The sequence below is a fragment of the Neotamlana sargassicola genome (assembly GCF_020523965.1).
GTDB classification, from domain to species: Bacteria; Bacteroidota; Bacteroidia; order Flavobacteriales; family Flavobacteriaceae; genus Neotamlana; species Neotamlana sargassicola.
The window spans coordinates 1,050,409-1,074,491 of sequence record NZ_JAJAPX010000001.1 but is presented as its reverse complement, the minus strand read 5'-3'; the positions used below and the strand labels follow the sequence as shown (position 1 = coordinate 1,074,491).

The window sequence follows — 24,083 nt, the reverse complement described above, 5'->3', positions numbered from 1 at the left end:
TTTATTAAAATTTGATTTTTGCACCTAAGGAAAATGTTCTACCAAAACCATAGTAACCTACAATTTCGTCTACATCTCCATCAAAAGCATCAGTAAAATACTCTGTATCAAGAATATTATTCATTCTTGCAGTTAAGGTAGCATCAAAATATCCAAAATCAAAACTATGAGTAATAACAGCATCAAATAAACCGTAATCTGGTAATTTATAAGCATCGGTAGTTACAGTAGGGTCATTTCTGTCACTTGGGTCAAATTCTGCATATAAGTTTCCAAAGTAAGTATAATCTACAAATACTTTAGTTTCTGGTGTAATACTATAATTTACTCCTAATGCTGCTGTAGTTTGGGCAGCATCACCAACGTGTAAATCTTCAATAAATAAATTTACAGTTTCTACAACGTTTTGATCTTCATCTAAAATATCGACATCGGTTACGTTATTATCCCATCTCCAATCTCCTAAAGAAGCCATACCAGTAATATTTAATTTATCGGTAGCTTTATATTTAAAATCTACCTCGATACCTTGGTGCACAGCGTTTACTCCTAAAATATTTGCAAATGCATTACTACCATCTGGTTGTTGGAAACTTGCTGTTTCGGTTCTATCACTCCACGTTGTTCTGTATAAGTTAACATTAGCTGCTAATTTTTCGCTACGGAAACCATAACCTAACTCGAAACTTGTAATTTTTTGGTTTTCGGCATCGGCATTAATATGCTCGTTATCGAAATTTTGAAATACAGCATCGAAATCTGGAGCTTTTTCAAAATAACCAATATTAGCAAATACATTATGGTTACTATCCAATCTGTAGTTAGCACCACCTTTAATACTATAACCTAAAAAGTTATAACGATCTGTTTCTTGTAATGGGTCGCTATCTAAATAATTAAAGTAATCTACTCTTTTATAACCAGTGTTAGATACAGCAAGAGATAAGTATGTATTTAAATTTTCGTTAACATCGTATTCTAATTGTCCAAAAGCACCTAACCAACCAACTAAGCCATCGTTATAGTAACTTCTTTTATCTCCTACTCTGGTAGCTTTATTAGGATTGTTTACATCACTATCGTCTATATGAAATTGACCTCCCAATAAATCGGTTACTTCCTGGAAGTGAATACCTTTATAGTTTCTAAAATCTAAACCTCCTAATAATACTAAATCGTCGGTTAAATTTGTTTTTAAAGTAGATAAAACACCATACCAATTATGGTCGTTACGCGAAGCTCTTAAAATAGTTTCAGAACCATTGGCACCTGCTGCAATGTTTTCTTCTACAATTTTATCGAAATTAATTGGTCCGTATAATCCAACACGGTAATCGCTATATCCAAATTCGTTGAAGGTAAACTTACTAGCGTCGCCAGCGGTACCACCGCCACCACCAGAACCAAAAGAAGCATATGCCACTGTTGATAAACTTGTATTGTCGTTAAAATCCCAATAGTGATTTAAAGACATTTGAGGTTTGTTATAAAAGTTATCTTCTTGGTGCGTAACCTGACCGTTTTTGTATCCCCAATCGGCATTAAATTTTCTACCGCTTTCGCTATTGGCATAAGTTTTTAACAATTGTCTATTTTGACGTTGTCCGTGACGTTGCTTAGCACCAAAAATGGTAAACGCCAATTTATGGGCATCGTTAAATTCTTGAGATAAGTTTAAAAAGTAAGAAACGCCATTAAATTCAGTTCCATCAACATAACCATCTCCTTGGGTTCTTGCAGCCGAAATAGTTGCAGCAAAACCATTGTCTAACAACCCGGTTGAGTATGTTAAACCATATTTTTGATAACCATCGTTACCAATTGAAGTCATTACATTACCACCTTGTTCAACATCCGAAGTTTTAGTAATAACGTTAATAGTTCCACCAATTGAAGGTACAGCAACCTTTGAAGCTCCTAACCCTCTTTGCACTTGCATTGTAGAAGTAACATCGGCTAAACCAGCCCAGTTAGACCAGTAAACAGCACCATTTTCCATATCGTTAACAGGAATACCATTAATCATCACAGCGACATTTTCAGATTGAAAACCTCTAATACGCACACTAGCATCACCATAACCACCACCAGTTTTTGTGGTATAAACACCAGGTGTCGAATTTAAAATTTCAGGAAACTCTTGAGACCCTAACTTTAATTCGATATCCTGAGATTTTACAGTAGACACCGCCACCGGTGTTTTTCTATCTACCGCTACAGAAGCAATAATTTGAATCTCATCAAGACCTACTTGGCTAGATTCTAAATAAATGTTTCCTAAACTAGCACTAGAATAAGCTACTGTTTTGGAAGTGTAGCCAACATAAGAGATAACAAGTTCTCCTGAAGACTCATTTGTTTTTATTGTAAAGTTACCATCAAAGTCTGTTACAACTCCATTTGTGGTTCCTTTTTCAATAACGTTTGCACCTGGTAATGGAATATCTGTTCCAGCTTCCAACACCGTACCTGTTATAGTACTTTGTGCCATAACAACCGCACCAAACAATAAAGCTACAGCCATTAATAAATTTTGAGTGAATTTTCTCATAATTTTAAAAAAGAATTAATTATTTACTTTTGAAATTAGTCGCTGCAAAAATACGCATTATATACCATCCAATATTAACAAACCGTTAAGAAAATGACTATTCGAGCAAAAAAAAGCTCACTATTTCCTTAAAAAATAGTGAGCTTTGTAAGTTTTTTAGTAAATAAAACGCAGCGTTTTATTTAAAACACTTATAATATTTCAATAAATTTTGAGTTGATGAATCGTGAGACTTCACTTCTGAAGTGTTAAATTCTTGTAAAATTTTATTAGCTAACTGCTTTCCTAACTCCACTCCAAACTGATCGTAGCTAAATATATTCCAGACAATTCCTTGTACAAATATTTTATGCTCGTACATAGCAATAAGTTTTCCTAAACTTTCTGGAGTAAGCTTTTTTACAAAAATGGTATTTGTTGGCTTATTTCCTTGAAATACTTTAAATGGAATTATAGCTTCTTGAGTGCCTTCTGCAACTACCTCAGCTTCCGTTTTACCATTAAGTAGCGCTTCGGTTTGAGCTAAAAAATTGGACGTTAGTTTATCATGATGGTCGGTATTACCATGTAACGACTCAACAAAACCAATAAAATCGGCAGGAATTAATTTTGTTCCTTGATGTATTAATTGGAAGAATGCGTGCTGCGAATTTGTTCCTGGTTCTCCCCAAATAATCGTTCCGGTTTGGTAATCTATAGCATTTCCATTTCTATCTACACTTTTACCATTACTTTCCATAATACCTTGCTGCAAATATGTTGCAAACTGGCTTAGGTATTGCGAATATGGAATAATAGCTTCGGTTTCGGCTCCAAAAAAGTTGTTATACCAAACACTAATTAAGGCTAAAATTACTGGGATATTACTATCGAAATCGGCAGTTTTAAAATGTTCATCCATTTTATAAGCGCCTAACAATAAACTACTATAATTTTTATAACCAACAGCTAAACTAATAGATAAACCTACAGCACTCCATAAGGAGAAACGACCACCAACCCAATCCCACATTGGGAAAATATTATTTGCGTCGATACCGAAATCTTTTACTTTTTCAAGATTTGTTGATACTGCCACGAAATGCTTTGCAATGTCTGCCTCGGTAGCCGATTGTAAAAACCACGACTTTAAAGTATTTGCGTTAGATAGCGTTTCTTGCGTAGTAAAGGTTTTAGACACTACAACAAACAACGTTGTTTCTGGATCTAACTTTTTTATAACTTCGTTTACATGATCGCCATCAACATTACTAACAAAATATGTAGTTAATTGGTTTTTGTAATATTGAAGCGCATCAACAACCATGGCCGGCCCCAAATCAGATCCGCCGATACCAATATTTACAACATGTGTAAACGACTTACCAGTAAACCCCTTTAATTCTCCGTTCACAACTTTATTTGTGAAACTCTCTATTTTTTCTTGAACCTCATAAACTTCCGGCATTACATTTTCGCCATCAACAAAAAACTGAGCGTCTTTAGGTGCACGTAATGCGGTATGCAATACAGCTCTTCCTTCAGTTTTATTAATTTTTTCACCAGAAAACTGACTCGCTATTGCTTCTTTAAGTTTTACCTCATCAGCCAGCTCTAATAAAAGACCTAAGGTTTCGTCGGTAATTCTATTTTTTGAAAAGTCCACGTAAAAATCATCCCATTTAATAGAATTTTTATTTGCTCGGTCTGCATCTTGAGCAAATAACTCTTTCATATGCATGCTTTTTACATCTTCGAAATGTGCTTGAAGTTTTTTCCAAGCGTTTGTAGTAGTTGGATTGACTGTTGGTAATGCCATTGTTTGTTATGAATTTGCTTGCGTTATTACAGTTTGTTCAGGCTGTTCATCAATTTCGGGCTCAAAAAAGATATTATCTAGTTTATACTTTATTGGTTTAATAAAATCTAGATATTTTGCTTTTAAAGAATCTGATATTGGTTTGGCCTCTGGTAATTTTTGCTTAAACGGATCGACCTGTCTCCCATTTACCCAAAAACGATAACACACATGCGGACCTCCTGTATTTCCTGTCATACCAACTAAACCTATAACATCACCTTGTTTTACAAATTGCCCTGCTTTTACTAAGCGTTTGCTCATGTGCAAATATTGGGTTTCGAAGGTTGCATTATGCCTAATTTTAACAAACTTACCATTTCCACCACGTCTTGTAGACTCGGTTACAGTTCCATTTGCGGTAGCCCGAATTGGTGTACCTACAGGTGCAGCAAAATCAGTTCCTTTATGTGGGCGTAATTTATAACCGTAATACGCAATACGACGGTTTAAATTATATCTAGAAGAAATTCTTCCAAACTCTATTGGCGACTTTAAAAAAGCACGACGTAAATTTTTGGCATCTTCGTTAAAATAATCAATAATACCTTTTACAGAATCTGTTTCAAACTGAAAGGCATAAAATGGTTCGTGATTATGCTCGAAATAAGCTGCTTTAACATCGTGAACACCGGTGTAAATACTATCATCAATATACTTATCGGTATAAATAACTTTAAATCTATCACCTTTTTGTAATCTACGGAAATCGATGGTCCAAGCATAAATATTATCGGCTAACATATTGGTTAAAACCGCACTTACACCTTGAGCATCTAAAGTTTCGGAAATACTACTATTAATAACTCCCGTTACAACCTTTTCAACATACGTTATTGGCTTACTGCTTTTAAAGGCATGAATAGAATCTTTAAAATTAATAACTACATAATCTTCTTTATTAGGCTGATAAATGAAGGCTTGTGGTGTTTCTATAGAATCTTTGGCACACAATAAAGTATAGGGTTTGCCAAGTTGCAATTTTCTAATATCGAAAGTATCTTTAGCTTTTTCGGCAATTTGAAATATTTTAGGATACTCAACGTGGTTTCTATCCAAAATTATCCCGAAGGTATCACCTTTACGCACAGTATCGCGTTTTACAATGTAATCGTTTAATTTAAAGCCAAATTCTTCTGGCTCTACTGGTTTTTCAACAACTGCTAATTCGTTGTTTTCGGTTTCAGGTTTTTCAACTTCATTTTTACAACCTACAAAACAAATTATTGCAATTAATACTATTACAAATTTGTTCCCCATGTTGCTATTTCGTTTTCTGTCCATAAATCTGGAAAAAATATTCGTTTTTGATATTTAGGATGCATGTATTTTACCCACTCACTACCTCCGGTAGCTTCGGCTGTTTTTCCTCCAATGTTTAAATAATGATTTGCTGTTGTATAATGAGCCATAACCCACTTTATATTAACAGTATAGTCGTAATGCCTCATGGCATCAATTAGTGGTTTGTATTCTCTGGCTTCTGGCGGAAGCGATTTAAATTTAGAATACAAATTATTAAATTGATAAAACTTAGTAAATCTAATAAATTCCTCTTTATAACGCGCTTCAAAAGCTGTTAAAGTGTATGTTTTTTTACCTGTTTTAAAATCTTTTCCTGCGGCTTGCCAATACAAATGCTCGAAAGCATGCTCATACGATGAGTTTTTATTTATTGTTTTTCTAAAACGGTTATCAATTAAATTAATTAACTCGGTTGAAGCAAACTCTATTTTACGATATTGCGCGCTTTGAAACCCGCTAGCAGGCGTTAATGTGGTTCTAAACTTATTGTATTGCTCAATATCCATACCGTCTTTCATAATGCTGAATGACGAGGTAAGCACATCGAAATAACGACTTACGCGCATTATCTTATCGGTAAAAACATCAACTGAAATATGCTCGGTTTTAGCCAACTGTTCTATTTCGCTAAGTATCATTTTGAACAAAAGTTCGGAAATTTGATGATACATTATAAACACATTCTCGTCTGGAAAAACAGTACGTTGCACTTGAAGACTTAGCAGCGCGTCGGTTTGAATATAATCCCAATAGTTTATAGGTTTACTGTGTAACAAACCTTCAAGATGTGTATCGACGTCTTGGTTTATACTATCGTATTTTTCTTTAAGTTGATTGTTTATTTTGGAGTTCAAGGCCTGTAATTAATTAACAACTATTTTAAACGGGTGTTTTAAGCCTTTAAAAGCTTCTAAATCGGCTCGTAACGAACCTACGGCTAAATCGGCTTTGATACGCAAAGGTAACTTATTTTTATCTTTAGACACCCACAGTGTTAAACTTTCTTCTTCTTTAAAAACACGACCGGCCATTACATACGGACGAAATTTTAAAGACTCAATATCGCCGAACTCGGTTTCTATAATTTCTTCACCTAAATATTTAAGCTTAAAACCATAATTTTCCTCGTCGAAAAACATATCAATTCGCACTTCATCTCCCGGTTTCATTACACTGGTATCTAACTTATTTCGGAGGTAATAAAAAGTTGACACCATATCTTGAATATTAGGCTCGGTATCAAACACTTTTTTTGTTTTATGCTTTATATTATTAACATGTGCCTTGTTTTTTTCTTGATCGAAATTTATTACAATATCTTTAGTGTGACCGCCTTCGTCTATTTTTCTAACAAACTTGTAGGGCACTAAACTTTGTTTATCGAAATAGCTTTCGTACCTATCTTCAACTTTAAACACCCACTTAATCATTCCTGTAGTCCAACCTTTACCAACCACATGAAATACCTCTTTGTTATTTAACTTCGTTTGGTTTACTTTTAAAGTTGCATTTCCGGCTTTCATCCAGCCGCTGTAACTCATTTTAAACTTAAACCACTCACCAGTATCAAACGCGGGTTCTTGCGCATTTAATTTTGGTAAAGCAACAATTGTAATTATTAATAGCAATAATTTTTTCATGATATAAAGGGCTGTTTTCTTTGTAACTTCTTTTAAAAAATTTTATTGTATTTGAGAAATTACAATTACCATTCCAAAAATATAAAATTTCTCCACACTACTTTTTTATTAACTAAAGTCTTAACGTTTAATTTAAACGATTTAACAAAAAAACACTTTCAATTATTCGTGCTAACTTCAATTTTTAAAACTGACGTCTAAGATTATACTTTACAACGTGCCTCGTTTTGCTTGTTCGCGTTCAATAGACTCAAACAAAGCTTTAAAGTTTCCTGCGCCAAATCCGCGTGCCCCCATTCGTTGAATAATTTCAAAAAACAATGTTGGTCTGTCTTCTACAGGTTTAGTGAAAATTTGTAATAAATAGCCTTCTTCGTCGGCGTCAATCATAATCCCTAAGCCTTTTAGTTTTTCGATGTCTTCCCTTAACTCGTGACTGAATTCTTCTAATCTCCCTGGAACCGCTTTGTAATATTCTTCGGGTGGCGTAGATAAAAATTCAACACCGTTATTTCTTAATTGGGTTACGGTGTTTATAATATCATCTGTTGCAACAGCGATGTGTTGTACGCCTGCACCTTCGTAAAAATCTAAATATTCTTCTATTTGAGAACGTTTTTTACCTTCGGCAGGTTCGTTAATTGGGAATTTAATTCGCCCATTTCCGTTAGACATTACTTTACTCATTAAGGCGGAATATTCGGTGTGAATTTGCGTATCATCAAAAGATAAAAAGTTTTCAAACCCCATAACATCTTCGTACCATTTTACCCATGTATTCATTTGATTCCAACCTACATTTCCTACCATGTGATCGATGTATTTTAATCCTGCTGATGGTGGATTGTAATCGGAATTCCACGCCTCAAAACCAGGCATAAATACTCCGTTGTAGTTTTTACGCTCAACAAAAATATGCACTGTATCTCCGTAAGTATAAATTCCAGAACGTACTATTTCTCCGTGTTCGTCTTTTTCAACAATGGGTTCTAAGTACGATTTTGCACCTCGTGATGTAGTTTCTTCATAGGCTTTTCTGGCATCTTCAACCCAAAGTGCGACTACTTTTACGCCGTCTCCGTGTTTTACAATATGGTCGTTTATGGGCGATTTGCTATTTAAGGGCGTAGTTAATACCAATCGGATTTTGTCTTGCTTTAACACATAACTTACTGAATCGGTTGCGCCAGTTTCTAATCCGCGGTAAGCGTAAGATTGAAAGCCAAATGCCGTTTTGTAGAAATGAGCAGCTTGTTTGGCATTACCCACATAAAATTCTACATAATCCGTTCCTAACAGTGGTAGGAAATCTTGTGCTCCTTCAAATATTTTTTCTAAACCGTAGTTTACTGATTTTATTTCCTTTTTACTCATTTGTATGAATATTAGAATAAAGAAAAGAGAGAAGAGAAATGAGACTTTAGAGCTTGTTTTGAAAACTCATAGTCATTTTTTGAAATTCTGCTATTTTTTCTTCAAATATTGTTAATTGTTCTTTCGTTATATAATTTCTTTTGAATGCGGTTATTAGTTGTGTTTCCAGTTCAAATATGAACCTAGAGAAATATCGATGAAATGAGAAAAAGATTTATCCGTTCTAGACGAACCTTCTGCAATATTACTTGGTACAGAAACAGAACACCTATTTATTTGCGATACTAACCCAAACTTTTCTTCCTTTGGAAAGTCAATTGTAATTTTGAAAACTTCATCAACAATTTCAATTCCTAAACTCCAAATTTTAAGATTTTTATAATTGTGCCTTTTCATCCTCTCTTCTCTCTTTTCTTTTATCTCTTTTCTAATCAACTTCTTCTACTCGAGCCAAGATTTAAAGTAATCGTTATCGGCAATTTTAATGGCTTCTTCGGTTACTTTTAGCGGTTTAAAAGTATCGACCATTACTGCCAATTCTTCGGTTTTGGTTTTACCTATACTACGCTCGGTGGCTCCCGGATGTGGCCCGTGCGGAATCCCTGCCGGATGCAAGGAAATATGGCCGGCTTCGATGTCGTTTCGGCTCATAAAATCGCCATCTACGTAATACAAAACCTCGTCGGAATCGATATTGCTATGGTTGTAAGGCGCAGGAATGGCTTGCGGATGATAATCGTACAAACGCGGTACAAAACTGCAAATTACAAAGGCATCGGTTTCAAAAGTTTGATGTACTGGTGGCGGCTGGTGCACGCGTCCTGTAATGGGTTCGAAATCGTGAATGGAAAAGGCATACGGATAATTGTATCCGTCGTAACCCACCACATCAAAAGGATGTGATGCATAGACCATTTCTATAATTTCGTCTTGTTTTTTTACTTTTATGGTAAAATCGCCCAACTCGTTGTGGGTTTCTAATTCTTGAGGCCTGCGTATATCTCGCTCACAAAATGGTGAATGTTCTAATAACTGTCCAAACCAGTTCCGGTAGCGTTTCGGTGTATATACCGGTCGATAAGATTCGACAATAAACAAACGGTTGTTTTGGTCGTTAAAATCGAGTTTATAAATAATTCCGCGTGGAATTACTAAATAATCTCCGTACGAAAAATCGAGATTACCGTACATAGTGCGTAATTTCCCGGTTCCTTTATGGATAAAAATTACTTCGTCTGCATCGGTATTTTTATAGAAATAGTCTTTGGTTGATTCTTGTGGCGCTGCTAAAATAATATTACAATCTGTATTGGTAAGCACTACTTTTCGACTGTTTAAATAATCGTTTTCGGGTGCTACTTGAAAGCCCCTAAATCGATAGGATTGTATGTTATTTTCTTTGGCAATTTTTGGCGCAATACTGTATTGTTTTACTATTTCCTTGACCATTGTTGGTCTATGCTCGTGATAGGAATTGGTGGACATACCGTCGAAACCAATGGTACCAAACAACTGCTCGTAATACAGACTTCCGTCTTTTTTTCGGAATTGTGTGTGGCGTTTACGCGGAATGCTTCCTAATTGGTGGTAAAAAGGCATAGCTTCTAATAATTTTAATAAATTAGATATTGAAAGTAATCCTGAAATTAGTATTGGATAACTTATTTAATTGTTGGTGTTATAAAGATACGGAAAAGTGTACAAATTACTTAGGATTTCTCTTGATAAGAAAGTGAAGAAACACGAGTAAATTTTTGAATTGTAGCATCATACTGTAACAACTATCGCGATTTTATTAAAAGTATAAATCAGACTTCAACTAAAACCAAAACCCAATACTAAAATACCACATACTTTCTCCCAACTCTGGAGTGTAACTATATTTGGCCTGTAATGGCCCCAAAAAACTATCAATAGCATAACCAATAGCATAGCCACTATAATCTGGTGCTGTAAACCACTCGCCGGTTTCAAAAATATTGTCTTCAACATTTGCCCAGTTACCTTCTAAAGTAATGTGGTGTTTTTTAAACACCTCGAAATCGGCAGTAACCGCAGATTTTACAAAACTATTTCCTGGAAGCGAAATAAAATCGTAACCTAAAAATGGTGTAAAGTTATTTATTAAGTTATTGCCATAACCACCAAGTGCAAAATCGAGCGTTTTAATGGCGTCGCTTCCAATTTTAAATCCGCCTTGTGCTTTAAAATTAAATGCTAAATATTTTGTTGGGCTAAAGGCATAACCTATATCGGCTTTAGCAATCGAAAAATTTTCGAATTCCTGAATAAAACTAGACCCAAACAGGTACACGTGCAAATCACCATTAAAATAAACACCTTTCTTTGGAAAATATTTATTATCGTAAGAATCGAGTTTTAAATGCCCAAAAAGACTAAAATAATCGGAGTTTTCGAAATGAAAATCCTCTTCCGATGCTTCGTCGGTAATTGTTTCCGAGGTTATTTCTAATCGTTTATGTTCGGCTCCTACGCCAAATGTTAAATCGCGATAAACTAAAGTTTGTAAGTAAAACTGACTTGTAAAGTCTTTTAATTTCACATTTAAATTATTTAATCCTGAGCTCGAAATTTCATCGTCGTCAAGCAACAATTGGGCACCTATTGCTTTTTTAAATTGATTGTAACGCGATTTTAAACCAACACTCCAATAAAAACCTTTATCGATTAAATAATCGAAATTATAACGCACGTTATCTCCCACAATAAAATCGAAAGAAACCACATCGTTATTAAATAGCAAACGTTTTTTTGTTAAGTTAATAAGGGCGGCACTTTTATATAAATTATCGAAATGCACTCCTAACTTTAAAAAGGTATTTACCTGCGATTCTTTTAACTTGGTACTTAAATTATAACCTATATTATCATCGGCTTTTTTTAAATTATATTCAAAACCATCAAAGTTATTGGTTGCTTCAAGGTTGTTCAATCCATTTTCGAACTGATTATAACTAATTTTCTCCTTACTTTTTAGCTTCAACTTTCCAGTAACATAAGAGCGCGTATAATTTGTTAAACCTTCAATTTTCACGCTATTTATTACTAAACTGTCAATACATTTTAAAGGTTTACTTATTAAGGCTTGTGGCTTTTTAGGCAAATCTTTTAATGCCTCAAGTTGTTGTAAAGCAGCTTCGTTTCCAGCGGTAATAATATTATTTCCTTCATCAAAAGAAACTACGGTAAAATCTTTTATGTTTGGTTTAATATAAACATCAGTTTTTCCAACTTTAGATTTCATGTCGTTTATGGTTCTAAAATTGTTAATTTGCAACAGCACATCGAGACCCGAGGTTAGCTCCTTTCTATCCATTAACCCATCTTGCACATCAACACCTATAATAATGTCCATACCTTTTGCCCTAAGCTCATCAACAGGATAATTATTTGTTACGCCACCATCAATAAGCATTTCATCGTTTATAAAAACAGGTTTAAATACCGATGGCAATGCTGCGCTTGCTAAAACCGACAACGGTAAATTCCCTTTTTCTAAATACACCTCGTCACCAGTTTCTACATTGGTTGCTACACAAAAAAACGGAATTGGTAATTTGCTAAAATCTTCGGTTTCGCACAAAGGCAGCATGAGTTTAGACAAAAGATTATAAGTATTATGACCACGCGATAAAGCCGAAGGCAAGTTAATTTTAAACTTATTAAAAGGAAGTTTCACCGCATAACGCTCGGCATTTTCACGCTCATGAAACGACTTTACCTTTCTAGGTAAATTATCGTTTAAAATATTATCAAAATCGACTTCATGAAACACAGAATCGAGTTGTTTACCAGTATAACCTACAGCATACAACGAGCCAATTATAGCGCCCATACTAGTTCCGGCAACATAATCTACCTTTACACCTAAACTGTCTATTACTTTTAAAACGCCAATATGAGCCAGCCCTTTTGCCCCACCTCCACTTAACACCAACCCTACTTTTGGTGCTGTTTTTGGGGTGTTTTCTATTTGCGCTTTCGCGGAAATGCAAGCGAGCAAAATTAAAGTTAGTATTATTGGTTTTATATTCAAATGTTACGTTTTATGTTTTTTTATTCTGCAATACTTCTGATTCTTTTTCGATGCTGGAATGCCACAGAACCAAAATGATGTGTTTTAAACCAACACTCACTATTTTAACGATTTACTATGGTAATAATTATAAATTTTTTCTGCTCGCGATGCTCCAACAACATCTTCTAACTCATCAAGTTTTGCATTAGCTACACGTTTAGCCGATTTAAAATGTTTGAGCAACTCTACAACTGTTTTTTCGCCTACACCATTTATAGTTTCTAACTCGGTATTTAATGCACTTTTACTTCTACGATTACGATGGTGCTCTATACCAAAACGGTGTGCTTCGTTTCGTAATTGTTGAATTATTTTTAGTGTTTCGCTTTTTTTATCTAAATATAACGGAATTGGATCGTTTGGATAAAATAATTCTTCTAAACGCTTTGCAATTCCGATTATGGCAATTTTTCCTCTTAAATTTAAGGCATCTAAACTTTTTAATGCTGACGATAGTTGCCCTTTTCCTCCATCAATAATTATAAGTTGTGGTAACGGCTGCTCTTCATCTAACAAACGTTTGTACCGGCGATATACAACTTCTTCCATAGAAGCAAAATCGTCTGGACCCTCAACCGTTTTTATATTAAAATGACGATAATCTTTTTTACTTGGCTTACCATTTTTAAACACTACGCAAGCTGCCACAGGGTTGGTTCCTTGAATATTTGAGTTATCAAAACACTCAATATGCCGAGGCTCTTCGTGTAAACGTAAATCTGCTTTCATTTGCGCCATAACCCGATTAGCATGTCTATCTGGATCTACAATTTTAATTTGTTTAAAACGCTCCATTCTAAAATACTTAGCATTTCTAACCGATAAATCTAAAATATGCTTTTTATCGCCCAATTGCGGCACGGTAACTTTAATATCCTCACCTATATCAACTGGAAAAGGCACGTAAATTTCTTTAGATTTGGAGTGGAAACGTTGCCTAATTTCGGTAATAGCTAACTCCAATAATTCCTTATCGGTTTCATCGAGTTTTTTCTTAATTTCGAGTGTATGCGAACGAATAATAGAGCCGTAAGAGAGTTGTAAAAAATTAATATAACCATAACTCTCGTCGCTTATTACACTAAAAACATCTACATTACTAATTTTAGGGTTTACAATGGTAGATTTGGCTTGGTAATTTTCTAAAACCTCAACTTTTTCTTTAATTTTCTGAGCTTCTTCAAACTGCATATTTTCCGCAAGTTCCATCATTTGCTCTTTAAATTTAGATAACGAATCTTTAAAATTTCCTTTTAAAATTTGCTTTATGGCCTTTATATTTTCGTTATAATGCTTTTCACTCTCTAAACCTTCGCAAGCACCTTTACAATTTCCTAAATGATACTCTAAACATACCTTGTACTTTCCTGACTGTATTTTTTCTTCATGCAAATCGTAATTGCAAGTTCGCAACGAAAATAAACCACGAATTAAATCGAGTAAAGTGTGCACTGTTTTAACGCTTGTATATGGTCCAAAATAATCGCCTCCATTTTTAAACACGCGACGCGTAGAAAAAACTCTAGGAAAACGTTCGTTTTTAACACAAATCCAAGGGTAAGACTTATCATCTTTTAAAAGTACGTTATACCTAGGTTTGTGCTTTTTAATTAAGTTGTTTTCAAGCAATAAAGCGTCCGTTTCTGTTTCAACAACAATATGCTTTATGTTAGCAATTTTTTTTACTAAAACTCGGGTTTTTCCACTATCGTGCGTTTTTGTAAAATAGGAGCTTACTCGCTTTTTTAAATTTTTAGCTTTACCTACATAAATAATAGTACCTTCTTTATCAAAATATTGATAAACTCCGGGCGCATTTGGCAAGGTTTTTAGTTGTATTTCTAAAGCAGGAATATCCATTACTGTAAAGGTAAATATTTAAAATATTATCACTAATTTTCTTTCTTAAATATCTATTAAAAAAATAGATATTTAAAAGTTGCAATTTGTTACCTTGCGCCACTTTTTTAACAACAAAAAATGAGTAAAAAAATTATAGGAAGAGTTGACAAAGTTGACTTTCCGAAATTAGAGCTTTTCGGCATAAACGTAAAAATAGATACCGGTGCATATACATCGGCCATTCACTGCTCGCGCATAATTGAAGAAAATAATAGCCTGCGTTGCATTTTTAATAGCGACGTACACCAAAACTTTGGTAAAAGCGAAATAGTTTTCGATACCTTTACTAATACCAATGTAAAAAGTAGCAATGGCTACAAAGAAAATCGTTATAAAGTAAAATCTGAAGTTATATTTTTTGGCAAAACATATAAGATTAACTTAACTTTAAGCACGCGCGAGGATATGCGCTTTCCTGTTTTAATTGGCAGAGAATTTTTAAAACATAAATTTTTAGTGGATGTTGATTTAGAAAACATTTCGTTTAAAACCACACAGAATGAACATAGTAATACTATCTAGAAACACAAACTTGTACTCTACAAACCGTTTGGTTGAAGAAGGCGAAAAACGCGGTCATCTTATTGAAGTAATAGATCCATTAAAATGCGACATCATTATTGAAAAAGAAAAACCAACCATTTACTATAAAGATAGATACCTAGATTACGTTGATGCTATTATTCCAAGAATTGGAACTTCGGTTACCTTTTTTGGTTGCGCTGTGGTTAGACAATTTGAAATGATGGGTGTTTTCACCTCGGTTACTAGTGATGCTATAATACGTTCGCGCGATAAACTGCGTAGTTTTCAACGCTTATCTAAAGCAGGAATTGGCATGCCTAAAACTGTTTTTACTAATTACTCTCGTGACGTAGAAAAAGTACTATCGCATGTTGGTGGTGCTCCTGTAATTATAAAACTTTTAGAAGGTACTCAAGGTTTGGGTGTGGTTTTAGCTGAAACTAAAAATGCAGCAGAATCTGTTCTAGAAGCCTTTAACGGCCTACAAGCTCGTGCTTTAGTTCAAGAGTATATTTCTGAAGCTAAAGGTGCCGATTTACGCGCTTTAGTTGTAGATGGACAAGTGGTTGGCGCCATGAAACGCCAGGGTAAAGAAGGCGAGTTTCGCTCTAACTTACATCGTGGTGGTTCGGCACAAATAGTAAAACTAAGCCACGAAGAATTAAAAGTAGCCATGAATGCTGCTCGTGCCTTAAAACTGCCTATTTGCGGTGTAGATATGTTACAATCGGAACGTGGACCTTTACTTCTTGAAGTTAACTCAACACCCGGTTTAGAAGGTATTGAAGGCGCTACAGGAAAAAATATAGCCAAAGCCATTATTACTTTTATAGAACGAAACAGAAAATAAATGCGGTTAAAAAAAGACAATGTTTTATCTATTTTAGGCGAAAATATTTATCCCGGAGAAAGTAAAGAAGTTAATTTTGATGTTGCTAATTTACATACCTCGGGTGCCGTAAATGTGCCTGTAATAATAGAGCGTGCAAAAAAACTAGGACCAACGGTTTTATTTACAGCTGGCATACATGGAGATGAGGTTAATGGCACCGAAATTATTCGTCAACTTATTGCAAAAGGAATAAATAAACCCAAAATTGGCACCATAATTTGCATGCCTGTTATTAATATTTTTGGTTTTATTAACTTAAAACGAGAATTTCCAGATGGGCGCGATTTAAACCGCGTATTCCCAGGAAGTAAATCGGGTTCGTTAGCAAGTCGTGTAGCTTACAAATTAGTAAAAGACATTATTCCTCATGCCGATTTAATAATCGATTTCCATACAGGCGGATCTGGAAGATTCAATGCGCCACAGTTACGCTACTCGAAACATAAAACCAACCTAGACGAACTTGCCAAAATTTTCGGAGCTCCTTTTGTTTTATATTCAAGCAACTTATCAAAATCCTTTAGAAGCACTTGTAATAAATTAGGCAAACCTTTATTGCTTTTCGAAGGTGGCAAATCGTTTCATTTTGATGATATTGTAACAAATTCTGGTGTAAATGGCTCTAAACGTATTTTAAAACATTTAGGCATGCTACAAACTACTTTTAAGGCTACAAAACCAAAAACTGAGTGTATTTTTATAATAGATAGTAAATGGCAACGCGCCAAATTCTCTGGCATGTTTAAAGCCTCAATTCCTGTTGGTTCTTTAGTACAAAAAGATGACATTATTGGCAACATTACAGACCCATACGGAAAGCTTAACTACTTTGTAAGAGCATCAAATACTGGTTATATTATTAATGTAAACGAATCGCCTATTGTATATCAAGGCGATGCTTTGTTTCATATTTCAACCATGCTTAAGTAACATGAAAAAAGCCGAACTGCGAAATATATACAAAACTAAAAGACAACAATTATCTGAAATAGATGTAGATAATTTAAGTATTGCAATAGCAAATCAACTTTTAAAACTTACTGTTTGGCAAGCATCTTTTTATCATGTTTTTTTAACTATTGAAGAGCAGAAAGAGGTAAACACCGATTATATTTTGAACATTCTTTCTGGTAAAGACAAAAATATTGTGATTTCTAAAAGTGATTTTAAGACTTACGAAATGACGCATTTTTTACTCACCGATAATACTAAAATTAAAAAGAATAAATACAACATTCCTGAACCCATTGATGGCATTGAAATAAAAAACGAAAATATTGAAGTTGTTTTTATTCCGCTTTTAGCATTCGACAAGCAAGGAAATCGTGTGGGTTATGGCAAAGGCTTTTACGACCGTTTTTTAAGTAAATGCCGCCCAGAAACTATTAAAATAGGTTTATCTTTTTTTGAAGCCGAAACAGAAATTACCGATGTTTTTGAAAGCGATATTACATTGGATTTTTGTGTTACACCTAACAAAACCTACAAATTTTAGTTTTCACAATTCTCGCAATAAGTTGTTCTTAAATAGTCATCTTCCAACATCTGGAACGTTACACCACCTTTTTCTATAGCATTAAATAATTTACAATAGCGTTGCTTATTCATGTTTATAGCATTTAGCATAATGGTTCTGTATTCTGATGTTTTAGTTAACTCCTTATTTATTAAAGTGAGGTTTAAATAGTAAAACAGTAAATCTTCGTCTATCTCGATGCTTTTGGCCTTTTCTTCTAGCAAATTAACCGCTAAACTGGTATTGGCATAATAACTAAAAAACTGTGCTAAACTTAAATAATCGTAATCTGATAAAGGGAAATATTTATAGTTTGCATTTATAAACTCAACCGACTTATCCTTTTCATCATACTGGCGTTGCCTCATAAAGTTTTCGGCTAAAATAATGTTGTAATTCACCAACATTCTTGTAATTAAACTCGCATCGATGCCATAATTTTTAAGGTTATTAATTTGAGTTTTTAATTTACTTTCTTCAATTTTTATAGCATTATAGCGCCATAATTTTATGGTAAGCGCCGTTAAATTATATTTTACTTCTCCATTTTTAGGCACTAATTTTTCTAATTCTTGAAGTTCGTTGTAAACAATTAAACCTTGCCTAACATTATCTAAAAATCGAATTGCAGAGTTTTTGTTAAATATTTTAGCAAATTTGGCTTGTTTTGGAATTTCCATTTTTCGTAAAAAATCTGGCGAAATTTCTTTACTATTTAATTTTTTAAATATTGAATTTTGAATTTCTAAAGCCTTTTCTAACTCATCGGACTGCACTGCAGAATTAAATTTAGTTAACAGCTCGTTTGCCGACATGTTTTTGTATTTATCTTTCCTTTCCAATTCAAGCTCTAAAACGGCCTTTCTATGGTTTTGTAAAATGGGCTCCAAAGTATTTGATAAGCTTCCAACAAGTTTTGCTTTCACTTCATTTTTACTCAAGTCACCTAACCCTTCATGTGATGTACCTTTTATATCATTTAAAAATTCTACCCAATTTTCCGAAGAAGATACTTTGGTTTGTATGGTTGGTTTTTGAAATGTTTGTAGCGCACTTACAATACTATTAGCACGTTGTTGTTGTAATTCAATATTTCGCTCCAAACTACCTTCAACCGATGCGTAAGCCTTAATATTGATGCTTTTTATATTAAAATCGGTTAACCTAAGCGAATCGTAGATAGGTTTTATATCTGCCTGAGAGTATTCCGATTTATTTTTTTCAAAAGGAATTTTAAACTTTAAAGTTTTGTTTTTTATAACAAATCCAGATTCACTGGTAGGCTTAATTTTTTTTGTATCGTAGGTTAAAGAGTCCAAATACATGCCCATATCGAGCAAATCCCAAGGATAACTTTCTAGATTATAAATAACGTAATAATTACATAAATTTTTGTTGCTTAAAAACAAAATATTGTATTCTAAATCATCGTTTATTAATCCCTCCGGAACTCTTCCTACATGCACACGATAGTCGTTGTCGCCGTATGGCTTTAATTCGGAACGAAGTTTATTAGCATATTTGGGGCGCTGTAAAACACCTTTAATTTGAGAGCTCTCAATATTAAAATTTTCGCAATTATAGCGATCTTTAGAAACGACATCGATAGCAATGCCATCGCCTGAATTTTTAAACAATGTATTAAACCAGTTTTTATCGTTAATATGAAAATATAAACTGTTTTTATCACGTTTTATAGAAAATTGTACTTCTTTAGGTTTTTGCCTAAATATTTGAAAACATTGCTGGCATATGTTATCGCGATTTTGCTGCGGAAAAACAATATCGAACGTGTTTTGAGAAAAAGTTAAAGATGAAAAAAGTACTAATACGAGGGAAAAAGGTAGTTTTATTTTCATTTAGGTTATTTTGAAAACTAAATATAGACATTAAAATTTATTAAGGAAAATTCTTATTTTATTTTTATTTACCGAACGCCTTTTTATTAAATACGATAAGCATAACGAAACCTGTGCTAATTGCAACATCGGCAATATTAAAAACAGGCTCAAAAAAATTAAAACGCTTACCTCCATAAATGGGTAACCATTGAGGTAAATCTACCTCAAATAAAGGAAAGTAAAGCATATCAACAACCTTACCATGCAATAGTGTATCGTAGCCACCAGCTTCTGGTAAAAAGGCGGCTACTTGGTTTATACTATCATCAAACAAAACACCGTAAAACACAGAATCTATAATATTACCTAAAGCACCAGCAAATATTAACACAATGGCAATAATAAGTATTTTAGGACTTCGTTTTTTTATAGCCGAAATAAGCCAATAACCTATACCAAAAATAGCCACAATACGAAATACAGTTAAAATAACTTTGGCTGTTCTGTCGGTAATTAAGGAAGTGAAATCGCTAATTTTTGTACCCCAAGCCATTCCGTCGTTTTCAATAAAATATATTTTAAACCAACTAAATACTTCAACATTTTCGTAAAGTGCAAAGTTTGTTTTTATATATATTTTACTTACTTGATCTACAAGTAAAATTATTAAAATGTATACAACAGATTTTTTTATGGACATATTATGGGTTTAACGTTTTTAAAACCTAAAACAAAAAACGTCTCTACCTAAAATTAGATACGAGACGTTTTAATTTTATAAAGTCATGCAAATTTATTTCTGCATATTTTTAGCTTCAATACTTAAGGTAGCGTGAGGCACCAACTCTAAACGTTTTTTGTTTATTAATTTACCTGTAACACGACACACACCATAGGTTTTATTTTCTATACGAATTAAAGCGTTTTTTAAATCGCGAATAAACTTTTCTTGGCGAATAGCTAATTGCGAATTCGATTCTTTACTCATTACTTCACTACCTTCGTCGAACGCCTTAAAAGTTGGCGATGTATCGTCTGTACCATTATTGTGGTCGTTCATGTAAGCACTTTTTATTAGATCTAAATCGTGTTGTGCTTTATTTATTTTTTCCTGAATTAACTCTTTAAATTCAGCTAAATCTTTATCGGAATATCTAACGTTTGCATCTGCGCTCATAATGTTAATGTTTTTGAATAAACAATTTGGTATTTACATCATCAAAAGCAATTTCTATACCATTCTTAATGTCGTCTTTAATTTCTAATTGTTCGGTTAATGTTTCGGTTTTTATGTAATCGATATTAGAATTAATGGCATTTACAATGTTATCGTCTTTTTGAAGCTCTACATTTATTTTATCTGTTACCTCAAACCCTGAGTCTTTACGTAAATTTTGAATTCTGTTAACTAATTCTCTTGCTATACCTTCTTTACGTAATTCGTCTGTAATTGTAACATCTAGAGCAACAGTTAAAGCACCTTCATTTGCAACCAACCAACCTTCTATATCTTGCGATGTAATTTCTACGTCACCGCGTTCCAAAATAATGTTTTTTCCATTAATATCAACTTCTATTTCGCCATTTTGCTCAATTTTGTTAATATCTTCTGCCGAAAAGTTAATTACTTTAGCCGCTACTGCCTTCATATCTTTACCAAAACGTGGCCCAAGTACTTTAAAGTTTGGTTTTATCTGTTTTACTAAAATATCTGAAGCGTCATCTAAAAGCTCTATTTCCTTTACGTTTACTTCGTGTTTAATTAAATCTGACACTGCTAATATTTCTTCCTTTTGTTGTTCGTTATCAATAGGAATCATAATTTTTTGCAGTGGTTGGCGTACTTTTATTTTTTCTTTTGCTCGTAACGACAATACTAACGATGATATTATTTGAGCATTTTCCATTTTACGCTCTAAACTTTTATCTACAAAAGCTTCGTTGTAAACTGGGAAATTAGCTAAGTGTACACTCTCGAAACTTTCTTTTTTGGTTACTGCATTTAAATCTAAATACAATTTGTCCATAAAGAAAGGTGCAATTGGAGCCCCAAGTTTCGCAATGGTTTCCATACACATATAAAGTGTTTGGTAGGCCGAAATTTTATCTTGCTGGTAATCACCTTTCCAGAAACGTCTTCTACTTAAACGTACAAACCAGTTACTTAAATTATCTTGCGTAAAGTCTGAAATTGCTCTAGCCGCTTTAGTTGGTTCGTAGTCGGCATAATATTCGTCTACTTTTTGAATTAAGGTATGTAGTTCTGATAAAATCCAACGATCTAACTCCGGACGATCTTCCAGAGCTATATCGGCTTCAGCGTAACTAAAACCATCTAAATTTGTATATAACGAGAAGAACGAATAGGTATTATAAAGCGTTCCGAAGAATTTACGTTTTACTTCCTCTACACCATCAATATCAAATTTTAAATTATCCCAAGGATTGGCGTTACTAATCATGTACCAACGTGTAGCATCGGCACCGTAATTACCTAAAGTTTCAAACGGATCAACAGCGTTACCTAAACGCTTGGACATTTTTTGTCCGTTTTTATCTAAAACTAATCCGTTAGACACTACATTTTTGTAGGCTACAGAATCGAAAACCATTGTTCCAATAGCGTGAAGTGTGTAAAACCATCCACGAGTTTGATCGACACCTTCGGCTATAAAATCGGCTGGGTACGATACGCCTCCATCGACTAATTCCTTATTTTCAAATGGGTAATGCCATTGTGCGTAAGGCATTGAACCAGAATCGAACCATACATCGATTAAATCGCTTTCGCGGAACATTTTTTGGCCCGTTGGTGACACTAAAATAATGCCATCAACTATATTTTTATGTAAATCTAGTTTTGCATAATTTTCTTCGGAGTTGTTTCCAACTTCAAAATCTTCAAAAATATCTTTTTCAAGAACACCTGCTGAAACCGCTTTTGCCATTTCACTTTTTAGTTCTTCAACCGAACCAATACAGATTTCTTCCTTACCATCTTCGGTTCTCCAAATTGGTAACGGAATTCCCCAGTAACGCGAGCGCGACAAGTTCCAATCGTTAGCATTGGCTAGCCAATTACCAAAACGACCCGTTCCTGTTGCTTTTGGTTTCCAGTTTATAGTTTCGTTAAGCTCGTACATTCTATCCTTTATGTCGGTAACTTTTATAAACCAAGAATCTAAAGGATAATAAAGAATGGGTTTATCGGTACGCCAACAATTTGGGTAGCTGTGTTTATATTTTTCAACCTTAAAGGCTTTGTTTTCTTCTTTTAATGTAATGGCAATCTCGACATCAACCGAACGCTCTGGAGCTTCGCCATCGTTATAATATTCGTTTTTAACGTATTTATCAGCTAAATCGCCTAACTCTGGACGGAATTTACCTTGTAAATTTACAAGCGGTACTAAGTTTCCGTTTTCGTCTTTAACTAACATTGGCGGTACTTCTGGTGTTGCTTGTTTTGCAACCAAAGCATCATCGGCACCAAAGGTTGGTGCGGTGTGTACAATACCTGTACCATCTTCGGTAGTTACAAAATCTCCAGCTATAACTCTAAATGCATTTTCTGGATTATCGTTTGGTAAAACATACGGCATAAGTTGCTCATATTTTATACCAACTAAATCTTTACCTACAAATTCCTTTACTACGTAATACGGAATTTTTTTATCACCAGATTTATAGGCTAGTAATTCTGATTTATCTTCAACACGGTTAAACTTCCCTGAAAACTGATAGTTCACCAATTTTTTAGCCAATACTACATTTATTGGCTCAAAAGTGTATTGATTGTAAGTTTCGACTAAAACATAATCTATTTTTGGCCCAACAGTTAATGCGGTGTTACTTGGCAAGGTCCAAGGTGTGGTGGTCCAAGCTAAGAAATGTATATCACCTTCATTTTGTAAAAAGTCTGGCAATGTTTCAGCTAAAGCTTTAAACTGCGCTACAATTGTAGTATCGGTTACATCTTGATAGGTTCCTGGTTGGTTTAACTCATGAGAACTTAAACCGGTTCCCGCTTTTGGCGAATATGGTTGTATAGTATAACCTTTGTATAATAAACTTTTATTGTAAATCTGTTTTAATAACCACCAAACAGACTCCATGTATTTAGGTTCGTAGGTAATGTACGGATCGTCCATATCTACCCAATACCCCATTTTTTGAGTAAGATCGTTCCAAACATCGGTGTAGCGCATTACAGCTTTACGGCATGCTGCATTATAATCTTCGACAGAAATAGTTTTTCCAATATCTTCTTTAGTAATACCTAACTCTTTTTCTACACCAAGCTCAATAGGTAAACCATGCGTGTCCCAACCTGCTTTACGCTTTACTTGGTAACCTTTCATGGTTTTATATCTTGGAAAAATATCTTTTATAGCACGCGCCAATACATGGTGCACACCTGGTAACCCGTTTGCCGATGGTGGCCCTTCAAAAAACACAAATGTTTCATTGCCTTCTCTGGTGGTTACGCTTTTTTCAAATATGTTATTTTCTTGCCAATAGTTAAGAATTTCTTCAGTTACTTTTGGCAGGTCAAGTCCTTTATATTCAGCAAATTTCATGCTCACTTATACATTTTTCGT

General features: G+C 34.1%; 18 protein-coding genes. 4 read left to right on the top strand and 14 right to left on the bottom strand.

Annotation, left to right across the window (positions count from 1 at the left end; genetic code table 11):
- Positions 1-4: 4 nt before the first annotated feature.
- The 10 genes from LG651_RS04630 to uvrC form a co-directional block, all read right to left on the bottom strand.
- Entirely contained in the window at positions 5-2,551 is a 2,547-nt protein-coding gene (locus tag LG651_RS04630; protein WP_226694975.1) for a TonB-dependent receptor, read from the bottom strand.
- Positions 2,552-2,729: 178 nt separating this feature from the next.
- On the bottom strand, positions 2,730-4,349 hold the full coding sequence (gene pgi, locus LG651_RS04625; protein WP_226694974.1) for a glucose-6-phosphate isomerase: 1,620 nt from the start codon (positions 4,347-4,349) through the stop codon (positions 2,730-2,732).
- Positions 4,350-4,355: 6 nt separating this feature from the next.
- Positions 4,356-5,648 (bottom strand): peptidoglycan DD-metalloendopeptidase family protein, encoded by a 1,293-nt coding sequence (locus tag LG651_RS04620; RefSeq protein WP_226694973.1) that lies wholly within the window; start codon positions 5,646-5,648, stop codon positions 4,356-4,358.
- The gene (locus LG651_RS04615) at positions 5,630-6,547 is read right to left on the bottom strand and encodes a tryptophan 2,3-dioxygenase family protein (protein ID WP_226694972.1); all 918 of its coding nucleotides are present in this window, start codon (positions 6,545-6,547) and stop codon (positions 5,630-5,632) included. The genes LG651_RS04620 and LG651_RS04615 overlap by 19 nt, the downstream gene beginning before the upstream one ends.
- Positions 6,548-6,556: 9 nt before the next feature.
- On the bottom strand, positions 6,557-7,333 hold the full coding sequence (locus LG651_RS04610) for a DUF3108 domain-containing protein (protein WP_226694971.1): 777 nt from the start codon (positions 7,331-7,333) through the stop codon (positions 6,557-6,559).
- 210 nt (positions 7,334-7,543) lie between these two features.
- The gene (gene hppD, locus LG651_RS04605) at positions 7,544-8,707 is read right to left on the bottom strand and encodes a 4-hydroxyphenylpyruvate dioxygenase (RefSeq protein ID WP_226694970.1); all 1,164 of its coding nucleotides are present in this window, start codon (positions 8,705-8,707) and stop codon (positions 7,544-7,546) included.
- Positions 8,708-8,860: 153 nt separating this feature from the next.
- Positions 8,861-9,103 carry a four helix bundle protein gene (locus tag LG651_RS04600; RefSeq protein WP_317197708.1) on the bottom strand — a complete coding sequence of 81 codons (243 nt, stop codon included), beginning with the start codon at positions 9,101-9,103 and terminating at the stop codon, positions 8,861-8,863.
- Between the two features lie 45 nt (positions 9,104-9,148).
- Entirely contained in the window at positions 9,149-10,306 is a 1,158-nt protein-coding gene (locus tag LG651_RS04595) for a homogentisate 1,2-dioxygenase (RefSeq protein ID WP_226694969.1), read from the bottom strand.
- A gap of 220 nt (positions 10,307-10,526) precedes the next feature.
- Positions 10,527-12,764 (bottom strand): patatin-like phospholipase family protein, encoded by a 2,238-nt coding sequence (locus LG651_RS04590; RefSeq protein WP_262905084.1) that lies wholly within the window; start codon positions 12,762-12,764, stop codon positions 10,527-10,529.
- A 99-nt stretch (positions 12,765-12,863) separates the two neighbouring features.
- Positions 12,864-14,666, bottom strand: a complete 1,803-nt coding sequence (gene uvrC, locus LG651_RS04585) for an excinuclease ABC subunit UvrC (RefSeq protein WP_226694968.1) — start codon at positions 14,664-14,666, stop codon at positions 12,864-12,866.
- Between the two features lie 120 nt (positions 14,667-14,786).
- Between uvrC and LG651_RS04580 the strand changes: the two genes are divergently transcribed.
- The 4 genes from LG651_RS04580 to LG651_RS04565 are packed head-to-tail and all read left to right on the top strand — an operon-like array spanning position 14,787 to position 17,620.
- The gene (locus LG651_RS04580) at positions 14,787-15,230 is read left to right on the top strand and encodes an ATP-dependent zinc protease family protein (RefSeq protein ID WP_226694967.1); all 444 of its coding nucleotides are present in this window, start codon (positions 14,787-14,789) and stop codon (positions 15,228-15,230) included.
- A complete protein-coding gene (rimK, locus tag LG651_RS04575; protein WP_044630888.1) occupies positions 15,208-16,083 on the top strand; it encodes a 30S ribosomal protein S6--L-glutamate ligase in 876 nt (291 codons plus the stop codon). Before LG651_RS04580 ends, rimK begins: the two co-directional genes overlap by 23 nt.
- The gene (locus LG651_RS04570) at positions 16,084-17,055 is read left to right on the top strand and encodes a succinylglutamate desuccinylase/aspartoacylase family protein (protein WP_226694966.1); all 972 of its coding nucleotides are present in this window, start codon (positions 16,084-16,086) and stop codon (positions 17,053-17,055) included.
- Between the two features lies 1 nt (position 17,056).
- On the top strand, positions 17,057-17,620 hold the full coding sequence (locus LG651_RS04565) for a 5-formyltetrahydrofolate cyclo-ligase (protein ID WP_226694965.1): 564 nt from the start codon (positions 17,057-17,059) through the stop codon (positions 17,618-17,620).
- Here the strand turns inward: LG651_RS04565 and LG651_RS04560 are convergent.
- The 4 genes from LG651_RS04560 to ileS form a co-directional block, all read right to left on the bottom strand.
- Positions 17,617-19,500, bottom strand: coding sequence for a hypothetical protein (locus LG651_RS04560; RefSeq protein ID WP_226694964.1), 1,884 nt, complete (start codon positions 19,498-19,500; stop codon positions 17,617-17,619). The two genes, LG651_RS04565 and LG651_RS04560, sit on opposite strands and share 4 nt — an antisense overlap.
- Before the next feature lie 64 nt (positions 19,501-19,564).
- Positions 19,565-20,182, bottom strand: coding sequence for a lipoprotein signal peptidase (locus LG651_RS04555; RefSeq protein WP_226694963.1), 618 nt, complete (start codon positions 20,180-20,182; stop codon positions 19,565-19,567).
- Positions 20,183-20,275: 93 nt separating this feature from the next.
- Positions 20,276-20,659, bottom strand: coding sequence for a TraR/DksA family transcriptional regulator (locus tag LG651_RS04550; RefSeq protein ID WP_226694962.1), 384 nt, complete (start codon positions 20,657-20,659; stop codon positions 20,276-20,278).
- Positions 20,660-20,663: 4 nt separating this feature from the next.
- A complete protein-coding gene (gene ileS, locus LG651_RS04545; RefSeq protein ID WP_226694961.1) occupies positions 20,664-24,068 on the bottom strand; it encodes an isoleucine--tRNA ligase in 3,405 nt (1,134 codons plus the stop codon).
- Positions 24,069-24,083 lie beyond the last annotated feature (15 nt).

Bases quoted from the DNA above. Each gene is read 5' to 3' on its own strand.
- LG651_RS04630 (WP_226694975.1), bottom strand. From the start codon at position 2,551: ATGAGAAAATTCACTCAAAATTTATTAATGGCTGTAGCTTTATTGTTT.
- pgi (WP_226694974.1), bottom strand. From the start codon at position 4,349: ATGGCATTACCAACAGTCAATCCAACTACTACAAACGCTTGGAAAAAA.
- LG651_RS04620 (WP_226694973.1), bottom strand. From the start codon at position 5,648: ATGGGGAACAAATTTGTAATAGTATTAATTGCAATAATTTGTTTTGTA.
- LG651_RS04610 (WP_226694971.1), bottom strand. From the start codon at position 7,333: ATGAAAAAATTATTGCTATTAATAATTACAATTGTTGCTTTACCAAAA.
- hppD (WP_226694970.1), bottom strand. From the start codon at position 8,707: ATGAGTAAAAAGGAAATAAAATCAGTAAACTACGGTTTAGAAAAAATA.
- LG651_RS04600 (WP_317197708.1), bottom strand. From the start codon at position 9,103: ATGAAAAGGCACAATTATAAAAATCTTAAAATTTGGAGTTTAGGAATT.
- LG651_RS04595 (WP_226694969.1), bottom strand. From the start codon at position 10,306: ATGCCTTTTTACCACCAATTAGGAAGCATTCCGCGTAAACGCCACACA.
- uvrC (WP_226694968.1), bottom strand. From the start codon at position 14,666: ATGGATATTCCTGCTTTAGAAATACAACTAAAAACCTTGCCAAATGCG.
- LG651_RS04580 (WP_226694967.1), top strand. From the start codon at position 14,787: ATGAGTAAAAAAATTATAGGAAGAGTTGACAAAGTTGACTTTCCGAAA.
- rimK (WP_044630888.1), top strand. From the start codon at position 15,208: ATGAACATAGTAATACTATCTAGAAACACAAACTTGTACTCTACAAAC.
- LG651_RS04570 (WP_226694966.1), top strand. From the start codon at position 16,084: ATGCGGTTAAAAAAAGACAATGTTTTATCTATTTTAGGCGAAAATATT.
- LG651_RS04565 (WP_226694965.1), top strand. From the start codon at position 17,057: ATGAAAAAAGCCGAACTGCGAAATATATACAAAACTAAAAGACAACAA.
- LG651_RS04560 (WP_226694964.1), bottom strand. From the start codon at position 19,500: ATGAAAATAAAACTACCTTTTTCCCTCGTATTAGTACTTTTTTCATCT.
- LG651_RS04555 (WP_226694963.1), bottom strand. From the start codon at position 20,182: ATGTCCATAAAAAAATCTGTTGTATACATTTTAATAATTTTACTTGTA.
- LG651_RS04550 (WP_226694962.1), bottom strand. From the start codon at position 20,659: ATGAGCGCAGATGCAAACGTTAGATATTCCGATAAAGATTTAGCTGAA.